Origin of the sequence: Terribacillus sp. 7520-G (assembly GCF_002271665.1) — a bacterium.
Classification (GTDB): domain Bacteria; phylum Bacillota; class Bacilli; order Bacillales; family Amphibacillaceae; genus Terribacillus.
This window is the reverse complement of record NZ_NQFP01000029.1, coordinates 80,763-93,235: the sequence shown is the minus strand read 5'-3', so window position 1 is coordinate 93,235 and position 12,473 is coordinate 80,763. Positions and strand designations below refer to the sequence as shown.

At 47.9% G+C, this 12,473-nt stretch carries 11 protein-coding genes and 1 riboswitch; of the genes, 1 reads left to right on the top strand and 10 read right to left on the bottom strand.

Translation table 11 applies throughout. From position 1 onward, the window contains the following. Positions 1–31: 31 nt before the first annotated feature. From brnQ to CHH53_RS11285, 10 genes are all read right to left on the bottom strand, one after another. Positions 32–1,345, bottom strand: a complete 1,314-nt coding sequence (gene brnQ / locus CHH53_RS11335; RefSeq protein WP_095216244.1) for a branched-chain amino acid transport system II carrier protein — start codon at positions 1,343–1,345, stop codon at positions 32–34. 500 nt (positions 1,346–1,845) lie between these two features. Next, the gene (locus CHH53_RS11325; protein WP_198946044.1) at positions 1,846–2,463 is read right to left on the bottom strand and encodes a LysE/ArgO family amino acid transporter; all 618 of its coding nucleotides are present in this window, start codon (positions 2,461–2,463) and stop codon (positions 1,846–1,848) included. A gap of 235 nt (positions 2,464–2,698) precedes the next feature. Further along, positions 2,699–3,904, bottom strand: a complete 1,206-nt coding sequence (locus CHH53_RS11320; RefSeq protein WP_095216241.1) for a M20 family metallopeptidase — start codon at positions 3,902–3,904, stop codon at positions 2,699–2,701. A 3-nt stretch (positions 3,905–3,907) separates the two neighbouring features. Next, entirely contained in the window at positions 3,908–4,768 is an 861-nt protein-coding gene (locus CHH53_RS11315; RefSeq protein WP_095216250.1) for a MetQ/NlpA family ABC transporter substrate-binding protein, read from the bottom strand. Between the two features lie 5 nt (positions 4,769–4,773). Continuing rightward, on the bottom strand, positions 4,774–5,436 hold the full coding sequence (locus CHH53_RS11310; protein WP_095216240.1) for a methionine ABC transporter permease: 663 nt from the start codon (positions 5,434–5,436) through the stop codon (positions 4,774–4,776). Beyond that, positions 5,427–6,452 carry a methionine ABC transporter ATP-binding protein gene (locus tag CHH53_RS11305; RefSeq protein ID WP_095216239.1) on the bottom strand — a complete coding sequence of 342 codons (1,026 nt, stop codon included), beginning with the start codon at positions 6,450–6,452 and terminating at the stop codon, positions 5,427–5,429. The genes CHH53_RS11310 and CHH53_RS11305 overlap by 10 nt, the downstream gene beginning before the upstream one ends. A 77-nt stretch (positions 6,453–6,529) precedes the next feature. Continuing rightward, positions 6,530–6,638, bottom strand: a riboswitch (SAM riboswitch). Positions 6,639–6,819: 181 nt separating this feature from the next. Further along, the gene (locus CHH53_RS11300) at positions 6,820–7,527 is read right to left on the bottom strand and encodes a LutC/YkgG family protein (RefSeq protein ID WP_095216238.1); all 708 of its coding nucleotides are present in this window, start codon (positions 7,525–7,527) and stop codon (positions 6,820–6,822) included. Continuing rightward, the gene (locus CHH53_RS11295; protein WP_095216237.1) at positions 7,524–8,954 is read right to left on the bottom strand and encodes a LutB/LldF family L-lactate oxidation iron-sulfur protein; all 1,431 of its coding nucleotides are present in this window, start codon (positions 8,952–8,954) and stop codon (positions 7,524–7,526) included. The genes CHH53_RS11300 and CHH53_RS11295 overlap by 4 nt, the downstream gene beginning before the upstream one ends. Positions 8,955–8,966: 12 nt before the next feature. Next, on the bottom strand, positions 8,967–9,683 hold the full coding sequence (locus CHH53_RS11290; RefSeq protein WP_095216236.1) for a (Fe-S)-binding protein: 717 nt from the start codon (positions 9,681–9,683) through the stop codon (positions 8,967–8,969). Positions 9,684–9,807: 124 nt separating this feature from the next. Next, the gene (locus CHH53_RS11285; RefSeq protein WP_095216235.1) at positions 9,808–10,518 is read right to left on the bottom strand and encodes a FadR/GntR family transcriptional regulator; all 711 of its coding nucleotides are present in this window, start codon (positions 10,516–10,518) and stop codon (positions 9,808–9,810) included. 152 nt (positions 10,519–10,670) lie between these two features. Here CHH53_RS11285 and CHH53_RS11280 point away from each other — a divergent pair, with 152 nt between their 5' ends. Next, complete coding sequence (locus tag CHH53_RS11280) at positions 10,671–12,470, top strand: L-lactate permease (RefSeq protein WP_095216234.1); 1,800 nt, start codon at positions 10,671–10,673, stop codon at positions 12,468–12,470. Positions 12,471–12,473: the final 3 nt, after the last annotated feature.

Here is a 12,473-nt window from a genome sequence, read left to right as displayed (position 1 = left end):
GAAATACCCTCCTAAATCAGGAGGGTATTTCTTAACTTCTTGATTTGGCTAAAAGCAATCCAAGCAAACCGCCAACTACTGACGGAACTATCCAACCCAGACCGACCTCATAGAAAGGCAGGATTGTATGGAACAAATCGTTTACAGCCGTTATTTCCAAACCTGCCTCATTGAAGCCATCGAAGATACTCACACAAAAAGTCAGTACAAGACTGCCGATATACACTTCCCGTTTTCCGCCAAATAACGGATGCAGGAAGGTAAGGAAAATGAGACTGATTGTAATAGGATAAATAGCCATTAAAACCGGAACCGAAATGGAAATCAATTCAGTAAGCCCTATGTTGGTAACTACAGCGCTGAAGATGGACAATATAATCGCGAAGGTTTTATAAGAAATACGCGGCATCAGTCCATGGAAGAATGTCGAACAAGATGTAATCAGACCGACACTTGTAGTAAGACAGGCAACTGTAATCATCAAACCCAGGAATATCATACCCCATGAGCCAAAATAATGATCGGAAACCTCGGCAAGTATCTCGGCGCCATTGCTTAAATAGCCCAGCTCACTCACACTTGAAGCTCCCATGAAGGACAGTGCTGTATAAATCACTGCCAGTACCACTGCGGCAATCCCTGTTGCCATCAAACAAACTTTCATGACAGAGCCTTTGTTTGTGATTCCTTTATCCTTTAAAGCATTGACGATGATGATCCCGAATACACAGGCAACCAGCGCGTCCAATGTCAAATAGCCCTCCTGGAAACCCTTAAAGAAAGCATGTGCCGTATAGTCACTTTGAGGTGCCTGGAATTTCCCGATCGGGAACACAATCGCCACGATGACCAGCAAGCCGATAAAAGCCAGCTTGATCGGTGTCAGGAACTTACCGATGACATCGATGATTTTGGAAGGATTCAGCGACAATAGACACGTGATCACAAAGAACAGGAGCGAGAACAAGATGAGTGGCAGCGGTCCCGGTTCAGAAGGCAAGAATGGTTTCAAACCTATTTCATATGATACATTCCCTGCTCGCGGTATCGCGAAAAACGGTCCGATTGCAAGATACAGAATAACCGTATAAACCATTCCGAATACCGGGTGCACCCTGCTGGATAAGGACATAAGATCCTTCTCGCCTGAAAAAACGAAGGCGATGATTGCAATCAGCGGGAAGCCGACGCCTGTCACAAGGAACCCTGCATTGGCAATCCATATATTTTCACCAGCTTGCTGCCCAAGCATCGGCGGGAAGATCAAATTCCCCGCTCCGAAAAACAAAGCAAAGAGCATCAAACCAAGGATGATCGTAAATGAACCTGGTACTTTCTTTGACACAAAAAAACCTCCACTAACTATTGGAATAGTCTGATAAATAGCAAAATATTGAGTTTAATATAAATTCCCGTCAGATTTTCTGACACAATACTGGTTAGTATAATACTGAATTGTGCAACATTCAAGAAGTTTTTATTAGGAATGTTCTGTAAATATATGTATGACAAAATTATTCAGTGCTTGCACACCGCAACCACTCAGCCATAATTCACCAATGTCATTTCAATTAACTAAGGAGAAAAGAATCTACTATCCAATCAAAATTCTGGGATTCAATGATGGCATTCCCGCAACACTTATCCTTAAACCGCTCCTGCCTACCAAGGCAGTATCCTGCAATCTCTTGGTTTTCACAGTCATCCTCATGCATGATTTGATTGCTGTTTTTTCAGGGAGGTACTTTTATGGCTATGCTGCCGCAAAGACGGCATGGAAAGCATATCGAAAGGAAAAGCAGGATTTCACATAAAAAAATCCCCTGCCTAGCGGCAGAGGTATTGCTATAACAATCTGCTCAGACGGATTAGCATAAACACCGCCATGGACCATATCAACAGTGCTGAGATACGATTCAGAATCAGCAGCAGTTTCCCTTGTGCAACCAAACTTCCGATAAGTCTCCCCGCAGCTGCCAAGCCGAAGAACCAAATCCAGGAAACGGCTATGCATGCCATCGAAAAGCTCCATTTCTCCGGACCCGAATACGCCAGGGAGCTTGTCCCGATAACTCCGACAATATCCAATATGGCATGAGGATTCAGCAAGGATACAGATGCAGCGAAAATGATTTGCTTTCGTGGGGGGAAGCTTTCTTCACCCGCTTGTACGGTATCCGGAACTGATTTCCAAAGTCCCCATCCTATATAAGTCAAAAAGCAGAACCCAATTCCATAAAGCACTGTCTGGATCCAAGGTATTGTCCACACAAGCACCGAAACACCAGCGACTGCCATGGAAATCATGATTGTATCGGCCATTCCAGCTGTAATTACTGCCGGAAGCGTATGAATCATCCTTTTTTGAATGATACCTTGATTGAATAAGAACACATTTTGAGCTCCAAGGGGCAAAATAAGCCCGAAAGCAAGAATGATTCCATGTATGATCGGCTCCATCATCTCTCTCCTCCCTAACTTAGCATATAGGACATTGAATCGCATGTCCTCATCCAATTGGTTGGTAATTCACCCAACCAATCATATAACGAAAAGCAGGAGTTGATGAAATGAATGAAATCGATTGGAAATGGAATCGTATCGTCAAAAACCCGAACTCACGCAAATCTGCGGCTGAAGATTCACGTAACAGTTCGGGTTTTTCATCTAACCGAAACACTTTTGCGTCATAGACCACTTACCCCATCACTTTTTCAGCCTTACTCTCTTCGAATACTGTCTTGGCTTGCTGCAGCAGCTCCTTGTCTGTCAATAATCGGTAACCTGCATGCGCCAAGACTTTGGCCCCTTTCAATACTGCTGCATCACCGCGCGCTGAGCGAGCTGCTTCACGGAATTCTTCCGTATGACCAATTAGATCTTCCGGTCCGATTTGGATATAAGGATGCGCCGCCGGGACCTCATAGCTAATATTACCTGTATCCGTTGAGCCGCGTCCCTTACCTTTTTTCACATGTACATATTCGCCGGCATTTTCCAGCTCTTCCTTCAGCAATTGATCCAACACTGGATTCAAAACAAAATCCTTCACTTCATTTTGAAATCTTTCTATCTTGACAGTGGCTCCGGTGGCTAATGCAGCCCCCTGGGCAATATTTTTCACTTTTTGTGAAACTGCTTGTGCTTTACTCCATGTTTCTGCCCGGATGAAAAAGCGTGCCGACGCATATTCCGGAACGATATTCGGCGCATCCCCGCCGTTCGGGATGATTCCATGCACGCGGACATCCTGCGGGAGATGCTGCCGCAATGCATTGATACCATTAAAAAGCTGAATGACAGCATCCAAAGCATTGACACCTTTTTCAGGGGAACCGGAGGCATGAGCTGATTTTCCGTAGAAATGGAAATCAAGCGGATCTACGGCAAGGAACTCCCCAGTGACACTTGTTCGTCCAGAAGGATGTATGATCAAGGCAGCATCGATTCCCTTCAGCAGACCATGCTTGACAAAGCTGCCTTTGGCACTTCCATTGGGACCGCCTTCCTCAGCCGGGGTACCGAGGACGGCTACACTTCCGCCTATTTGATCCAATGTTTCCGCCAGGGCAATACCAGCTGCTGTACTGGCAGTACCAATGATATTATGACCGCAAGCATGCCCGATCCCAGGCAGCGCATCATACTCGGCAAGAAAAGCGATCCGTGGTCCTGGTTTCCCGCTATCTTTCAGCGCATAAAATGCAGTTTCGTGCCCAGCCACCCCCTTATCCACTTGAAATCCCGCCTCTTCCAGCAAACAAGCGAGCGTTTCACTGGCGAAAAATTCCTGATTGCCAAGCTCCGGCTTTGCATGGATTGCCTGGCTTGTTTGGATATACTTTTCTCCATTCTCCTCAAGATGCCATGAAATTCGGCTCATAGCCGTCACAGCTTTTCCCATCGCTCATTCCTCCTCCTGAAGACGTTTCAAATGCTCCTGCAGTTCTTCTTTTGGTACATCCACAACTATGGAACCGCCATTCGTATCATTCTCTACAGCTTTTTTCACTTCTTCATCCTGATACAATGCAGCGATTTTCTGATATATCTCATTGTTCTCGTCTTCTTTCCTTACCGCAAATACATTCACAAATGGTGTAATGCTGTCATCGTTGGCATTTTCCAGATAAATCGGATCTTCTTTTGGATTCAAGCCTGCTTGGCCTGCAACACCATTATTGATGAAGGATGCAGCTACATCCGGCAATACACGGGGGGTCTGCTGTGCAACAACAGGTACAATTTCAATGTTTTTCGGATTCTCTGCAATCTTGGAAGGATCACCGAACTGGCCGAAATCGTCTGCCAGTTTGATGACACCCGCAGCTTCCAAAGCCCGAAGCGATCTAGCCTGATTGGATGGGTCATCCGGAATGGCTACTTTATCGCCTTCCTTTAACTCATCCAGGCTATCGATTTTCTCTGAGTAAGCTCCGATCGGGGCTATTACTGTTGAGCCTATCGGGACAATCGTATCGCCATGTTCTTTGGCATATTGACTCAGGAAAGCAATGTGCTGGAAGGAGTTCATGTCTATCTCGCCATTGGCCAATGCTTGGTTCGGCAACGTATAGTCCGAGAATTCGACTAGCTCGATATTGATTCCCTCTTCCTTTGCCTTCTCCTTCAGGATTGGCCATTGGTCTCCATCCGATCCTGTAACACCAATTTTAACGGTCTGGCTGCCGTCAGCTGAACTGCTGCCGCAAGCCGCTAGAACAAACACAAAAACGAAGGAAATAATGCCAAGTAATGTTTTTTTCATTTTCTTCATCTCCTTAATATCCTTCTTGAAAGTGTATTGCCGATCCACTGGGCCAGCTGGACAAGTACAATCAATATAACGACGGTAACAACCATGACGCTTGTATCGAACCGCTGATATCCATAGGTCATTGCCACATGCCCGAGACCGCCCCCTCCAACTGTTCCTGCCATCGCAGAGAAATCAATCAAGCTGATGGTAATGAACGTCAATCCAAGAACCAGCGGACCAAGCGCTTCCGGGATCAAGATGGTATAAATAATCTGGAGCGGACTGGCGCCCATCGCTTTTGCGGCCTCAATGACACCCGGATCGATGCTGATGAAGTTATTTTCAACAACTCGTGCGATGCTGAAGGCTGCTGCTATACTCATCGGGAAGATTGCTGCCCATGTGCCGATTGTCGTCCCTACCACTTCTCTGGTCAGCGGACTGATAGCCACTAAAAAGATGATGAATGGAATCGGCCGAATGATATTGATTAAGAAATTGATGATTTGAAACAAAATCGCATTTTCCAGTATATTCCCTTTTCGTGTGACAAAAAGTAAAAGTCCGATAATGATGCCGAATACAGAACCTATCACCAACGTGACAGCCACCATCAAGATTGTCTGGCCGGTCGCTTCGACAATGCGCGGCCAGAATGTCTGCCAATCTACCCCCATGCCACTTCTACCTCCTCGATCTGAACGATATCATCCAGTTCCTTTACTGCGCTGACCGTTCTTTCTTCGTCTCCTTGGAAGCTCACAAGCAGATTCCCATAGAATTTCTCTTGTATCTCCTGTACGGAACCATACACAATATTCACATCGATATCATGCTTCCTCGTTACCCTGGATAATACCGGGTCACTCGCCACCTCTCCCTTGAAAATGATCCGATACAGCTTCTTCCCGCCTTTTTGACGCCATTCATCCAATAGGGAAGGAGACGGGAGATCCTGCTGTATGGAACGGATAAAACGCTTCGTTGTCTGGTGAATAGGATCTGTGAATGTATCGAATACTCCGCCCGTTTCGATGACCTCCCCTTCCTCCATGACAGCAACCTTGTCACAGATTGCCTGAATCACGTGCATTTCGTGTGTTATCAGCAGAATCGTAATGCCCAATTCCTTGTTCACTTTCTTCAACAGACGCAGAATCTCTCCTGTCGTATCCGGATCCAGAGCCGAAGTCGCTTCATCACATATCAGGATATCCGGGGAAGTAGCCAGCGCCCTGGCAATTCCAACCCGCTGCTTCTGCCCTCCAGAGAGCTGCTCTGGATAATTCTTCGCTTTATCCGAAAGGCCGACGAAGCGCAACAGTTCATCCACCCGTTCTTTTATTTTTGCTCGCGGCATTTTGGCCAGTTTCAGAGGATATGCAATATTACCAGCAACAGTACGCGAGGTTAGCAGATTGAAATTCTGAAAGATCATCCCGATTCTCCTGCGCACCTTCCGGACTTCCCTAGGGGGCAATTTGGCTAAATCTACCCCCTGCACCTCTACAGCACCAGCAGTAGGATTTTCCAGCACATTGACCAATCTCAGCAATGTGCTCTTACCGGCTCCGCTGAAGCCGATGATGCCGAAAATCTCCCCTTGCTCTATCGTCAGGTTCACATTGCGTACGGCGTGCACTTCCCGTTTTCCGATTGTGAAGGTCTTTGATACATTCTTGAACGTAATCAACTCTATTCCCCCTCGCTACACAAAAAGCCCTCTTTTTCTTATCCAGAAAAAGAGGGCTTCATTATGAAACTTCCTCATTCTCATCTTCCAAACACAGCTGTGTTTGCAGGAATTGGCACGGTATTTACGATAAACCCGTTGCCGAGACGTCATAGGGCCTGATCCCTCGATCTCTCTGGATAAGAATAAATCAAGTATGTAGTTGTTAGATTTGATTACCATGTTATGGGTTTTCCAATTGAATGTCAATCCATTTTTTAAATAATCATTCTCTTTTGGAATTTCTTTAAACGAAACATTTTTACAACTGGCGGTTTGAAGCAACAGTTAAGATATACATTGATCCCGGTGTTTTTCCCCGAGCCATCTATTTATCTTCTATCACGATATAAGCAGCCTTCACAGGGCCATGCACGCCGACAACCAGATTCATTTCGATATCAGCCGAGTTGCTTGGTCCGGTGATGAAGTTAATACAGGATGCAATGGTCTCTCCTTTTTGTACTTGCTTGGATATTTGCTGCGCTGCCTGGGTCATCCGGGGAACGATGGTGCTTTTCGGTACCAGGGCGATATATTTATGCGGCAGCAAGCTCACCGTGCGGCCTTTGCCTTCCCCCGAAAACAGCACGACCGTTCCGGACTCAGCCAGCGTGATATCACTGAATGTAATACCGATATTGGCTTTCTCCACAATACCGATGTTGTCATATCCAATGGCAGGATCCCATTCATGCACATCGATTCCTTGTTCGGGCCACGATCGGAGCTGTTCACGCAAACCAAATGCTTCATAGCGTGGGTCTTGCCAAATGGCCAACGGGCCCCCGCCATAGGCTGCTATAGTATCTGCCAGCACATTCGGCAAGGCAGCCGAATCAGTCTCGATAAATTCGGTATGGATAAGCCGGCATTGATCGCGAAGTATCTCCACTAGCTCATCCGGGGTTTTATCAGTCAATGTCTTATCCTGCGGGCGATAATTCCAATTCCGCGCCGGCTTTTCCATCAGCACCTTTGTTCGGCCCAGACGGCTGGCCACATTCGCAAGAAAGCTGGCCTGATTCTGTATCATGCTTTGTCACGCTCCTTTTCGTGCTCCTTGAACCAATCACGGAAACGCTCTTTGTTCGGAGCCGGCAAATCACGAATTTCGGTCCAAGCCTTCAGCGGTCCCGGCCCTTTCGAAATGGTCTCATCCTTTGTAAAAGGCTTCATGACCGAGCTTGCCATTTTTGATCCAGCTGCATAAAGCGGATTGGAGGAAGCTCCTATACCAAATGCCTTCATGGCCATCTTCTCGGAAATCGGTGCACGCCCTTCCCTTTCGACAATCACTTGCCGATGGCGATGAAGCAGCTGATGCAATGGGATTTTGACCGGACAAGCATCCGTACAGGCTGCACAGAGTGTCGATGCATACGGCAGTTCCTTGAAATCATCATATCCGCCCAGCAGCGGTGTCAGCACTGCCCCGATCGGACCAGGGTATATCGAGTTATAGGAGTGTCCGCCGATGTGGCGGTACACCGGACAGACATTGATACATGCTGCACATCGGATACATTGCAGGACAGACTGGAATTCGGTCCCTAGGATACCGGAACGCCCATTATCAACGATGACCAGGTGGAACTCGGATGGGCCATCGGCTTCCCCCGCTGTCCGCGGACCTGTCAAAGCGGTGATATAACTGGTCAGCTTTTGCCCGACGGCACTTCTTGTAAGCAGTCCCACGAGCACTTCAAATTCTTCAAAGGTCGGTACGATGCGCTCCATCCCCATGACACAGATTTGCGTATCCGGTAAGTCGGAAACCATGCCAGCGTTCCCTTCATTCGTGACCAAACCAACCGAACCAGATTCGGCTATGGCAAAATTGCATCCTGTAATGCCGATGTCTGCCTGCAGGAATTCCTGACGCAATTTTTCCCTGGCATGCAGAGCCAGCTCCTCCGGCTTGGAAGTCAGTTTGTACTCCAGCTTCTCGGTAAAGACATCCTTGATCTGCTCTTTGTTTTTATGGAGTGCCGGTGTGACGATATGCGAAGGCGGATCATGGTCGTCCAGCTGCAGGATGTATTCGCCCAGATCTGTTTCGATGACATCGCAGCCTTCCTGTTCCAAGACAGCATTCAATCCGATCTCCTCCGTGACCATCGACTTCGCCTTCAAGATCTTTTGGGCCCTTTTTTCTTTCACGATACCTTTCACATAGTCATTCGCTTCTTCCGCAGTAGCGGCAAAAAAAACATGCCCGCCGCGCTTCTGCAGATTTTCAGCAAGCTCCTGCAAGTAGTAGTCCAGATGATCGAGGGTATGCTGACGTATCTCTTCCCCGTGGGAACGCCATTCTTCCCAGTTCCCCAGCTCCTCTGCTGCATCCAGCCTTCTCGTCCGAAGACGTTCCTGCGCTCCGGCGACTGCTCCGCGCATGAATGTATCTTCCATTTGCTTGTTCACATTTTCCTTGAATTTTTCATTCCCAATCTTCATCGCCATGGTTGTTCCCCCTCACCGACTGTTTAGCACTTCAGCGATATGCATCACCTTGACAGGCTTGCCGCGGCGCTGCATCCTGCCTCCAATATTCAGCAGACAGCCGCCATCCGCCCCAATCAGATAGCTTGCCTTCGTCTCCGTCACGGAATCCACTTTCTCATCGACCATTTGTTCAGAAATATTCCCCATCTTAACGGAAAACGTCCCGCCGAATCCGCAGCAATTCTGCGCATTGGGAAGCGGTTGCATTTCCAAGCCCTCTACATGCGAAAGAAGCTTCATCGGTGCATCCTTCACTCCAAGCAGCCTTGTCATATGACAGGATGGATGGTAAGTAGCCACCCCTTCAAGCTTCGCCCCGACATCCTCTATTTTCAGGACATCCACGATGAATTCTGTCAGTTCGTATGTCTTTTCGGCCAGCCGTTCTGCCCGGGGGCGCCATTTGGGATCATCCCGGAAAACATGCTGGTAATCCTTGAACATCGTGGCACAGGAGCCTGATGGTGTGACAATGACCTCGGCATCCTCAAATGTCGCAATCATCTTCTTCATCGCTTTCTTGGCATCTTCCACATAACCGGAGTTGTATGCCGGCTGCCCGCAGCACACCTGTCCTGTCGGAAATACAATCTCACAGCCCAGCCTTTCCAAAAGCTCCACCGTCGCCTTCCCGACATCGGATTGGAACATATCCACAATACATGTCGCAAATAATGTAACCTTCATGCTGCCACCTCACAAGTAAGGTCATCAGATGACCTGAATGATATCTGATTCCATCATACTACAACCGCTTTCATTTTCCAATACCTGCATATAAGGAAAAAGCCGCCTCGGTCGGCGGCTTATCCTAATCCATATAGGCACGGATCACTCCTTCTACATATTCCAAATGTCTCATCATTTCCAGTCTTGCTTGTTCAGGCTGCTGCAAACGGATAGCGTGCAGTATCGCTTCATGCTGCTTGTTCAATTCCTCGGGAGCTGCTTTTTCACCAAACAGGCAAATCTGTCTCGTTTCCCGCATGGATTCCCCTGTCAAATCCGATACATGGTGCATGAGACGCAGAAGCAGTTTATTTTTGGCCGCATGGGCAATCGTCATATGGAAAGCAAGGTCTGCTTTCTCTCCTTTTTCCGGATCACCTGCGAATTCCTTCATCTCTGCGAGCGCTTGTTCCATCTGTGCCAAATCTTCATCTGAACGGGTCAGTGCTGCTGAAGCGGCAATACCTGTTTCCAGTATATGCCGCACTTCCATAAGTTCTGCCCGGTCTTCTCCGCTCATAAGCAGTGCATGCTGAAGCGGGTAAACGATTCCCTCTGGTTCGAATGCTTTCACGTAAGTGCCTTCGCCCTGCTTCATTTCGACCAAGCCCATTGCCCGCAGGGTTGCCAGTGCTTCCCTGATTGCGGAGCGGCCGACTTGAAAGTTCTCAGCAAGCTGCGTGACGCTTGCCAATTTCTCCCCCGGCTTAAGATTGCCATTCCGTATCATCGAAAGCAGCTCATCGGCTACTTGTTCATATATTTTTTTGGGTTTGATTTGTTTGTATTTCATTGGGTTCCCACCTCCCCCTCATTATAAACGGAAATTTCCCAAATTTTCATTGCATTTTCAAAAAATTCCGCTTTATAATGTAAACAGGTCATCAGATGACCATGCTTTTGCATTATTTTGAAAACGCTTACTAAAAGGGGATGGAAAGGACGATGAGTTTATTAACATTATCATTGATCGCTTTAGTGCCAATCATGACGATCTTATTATTTCTCGTTATCTTAAACTGGCCTGCCAGCCGGGCTATGCCGGTTGCACTTGCCGTAACAGCAATGATTGCCGTTTTCGTTTGGGGGACCAAAACCAACGTGGTGGCAGGTGCCGCTTTCAATGGCCTGATCACTGCTCTTGAAGTCATCTTTATCGTATTCGGTGCTGTTCTGCTGCTGAATACGGTGAAGGAATCCGGTGCCATCCACACAATCCGCCGCGGCTTCATGACCATTTCGCCTGATCGGCGTATCCAGGCCATCCTTATTGCATGGCTGTTCGGATGCTTCATCGAAGGGGCAGCTGGCTATGGGACAGCTGCTGCCATTGCCGCGCCGCTGCTTGTCGCTGTAGGATTTCCTGCCATGGCAGCCGTTCTTGTTTCCTTGATCATTCAAAGCACACCAGTATCATTCGGCGCTGTCGGAACACCGATTCTTATCGGAGTCAATACAGGACTGACTGATCAGCAAACGGTCCTGTCCGGCTTGCAGCAAACCGATATGAGCTACTTTGAATATTTGCTTTACATAACATCAAATGTGGTGCTGGTCCATGCTATAGTCGGATCGATCATTCCGCTTTTCGTCTCCGCCTGCCTTACGCGTTTCTTCGGTCCCAACAAGTCCTTTTTGGAAGGACTGCGAGCGTGGAAGTTCGCTTTGTTTGCCGGTTTTGCTTTTACCATCCCGTATTATTTGATCGGTATACTGCTCGGACCAGAATTTCCTTCCTTGCTTGGTGCGCTCATCGCCTTACTGATCGTTATACCTGCAGCACGCCAAGGCTGGTTTATGCCAAAGGATCAAACCTTCGATTTCCCAGAGCAAAATCAATGGGAAGACGAATGGATCGGCAAACTCAATCTAGTCCCGACAGAGGAAAGACCTGTACGCACCATCCCTATGTGGATGTCCTGGCTTCCGTATGTTTTGGTCGCTGGTATACTTGTATTATCCCGTTCTTTCGATCCATTCAAGCAGTTACTGGAATCGTGGAAGATCGTTTTCACGGACACTTTCGGATCGGGAATAACAACCACCTCCACTCCGCTATATTTACCTGGGTTCTTATTCATCGTTGTCTCTGTCATGACGTTCTTCTTGCATCGAATGAAGTTGGATGCATACAGGAATGCCTGGAAGGATTCGTTTAAAACAGCCGCCAGCGCCGGGATCGCACTGCTGTTCGCCGTACCGATGATAAAGATTTTCCTTCATACCTCATTAGGCGCTGACAAAGTGAACGCTGCCACGGAATCACTTGCCGGACAAAATATGCCGCTCATACTTGCAGAATCCGTTGCTATGCTCACCGGAAGTCTATGGCCGATCGCTGCACCGACTGTGGGGGCATTGGGAGCCTTCATTGCAGGCAGCAACACATTCAGCAATATGATGTTTTCCCTGTTCCAATTCGGAGCCGCAGGCAATATCGGTCTGGATATCCACCAGGCAGGAACAGTTGTCGCCCTGCAGGCAGTGGGCGGGGCTGCCGGCAATATGATTTGCGTCCACAACATCGTTGCCGCTTCTGCCACTGTAGGATTGGCGGGCAGGGAAGGGTCGCTCATCCGGAAAGCGATATTGCCGATGTCCTATTACGTACTGGCAGCCGGATTCCTTGGTATGGCAATTATCCATGGCATCCTGAACGTCTGGCTCTTCCTGTATGCAGCCATCGTAATGCTTTATATTCTGCGTCTGGTCACCGCCAAAAGCACGTTACAGCCCGCCAGCTAAAAA

Excerpts from the sequence above, each read along its gene's own strand:
- CHH53_RS11300 (WP_095216238.1), bottom strand. The coding sequence starts at position 7,527 with ATGATACAGAATCAGGCCAGCTTTCTTGCGAATGTGGCCAGCCGTCTG.
- CHH53_RS11295 (WP_095216237.1), bottom strand. The coding sequence starts at position 8,954 with ATGGCGATGAAGATTGGGAATGAAAAATTCAAGGAAAATGTGAACAAG.
- CHH53_RS11320 (WP_095216241.1), bottom strand. The coding sequence starts at position 3,904 with ATGGGAAAAGCTGTGACGGCTATGAGCCGAATTTCATGGCATCTTGAG.
- CHH53_RS11315 (WP_095216250.1), bottom strand. The coding sequence starts at position 4,768 with ATGAAAAAAACATTACTTGGCATTATTTCCTTCGTTTTTGTGTTTGTT.
- CHH53_RS11325 (WP_198946044.1), bottom strand. The coding sequence starts at position 2,463 with ATGATGGAGCCGATCATACATGGAATCATTCTTGCTTTCGGGCTTATT.
- CHH53_RS11290 (WP_095216236.1), bottom strand. The coding sequence starts at position 9,683 with ATGAAGGTTACATTATTTGCGACATGTATTGTGGATATGTTCCAATCC.
- CHH53_RS11285 (WP_095216235.1), bottom strand. The coding sequence starts at position 10,518 with ATGAAATACAAACAAATCAAACCCAAAAAAATATATGAACAAGTAGCC.
- CHH53_RS11310 (WP_095216240.1), bottom strand. The coding sequence starts at position 5,436 with ATGGGGGTAGATTGGCAGACATTCTGGCCGCGCATTGTCGAAGCGACC.
- CHH53_RS11280 (WP_095216234.1), top strand. The coding sequence starts at position 10,671 with ATGAGTTTATTAACATTATCATTGATCGCTTTAGTGCCAATCATGACG.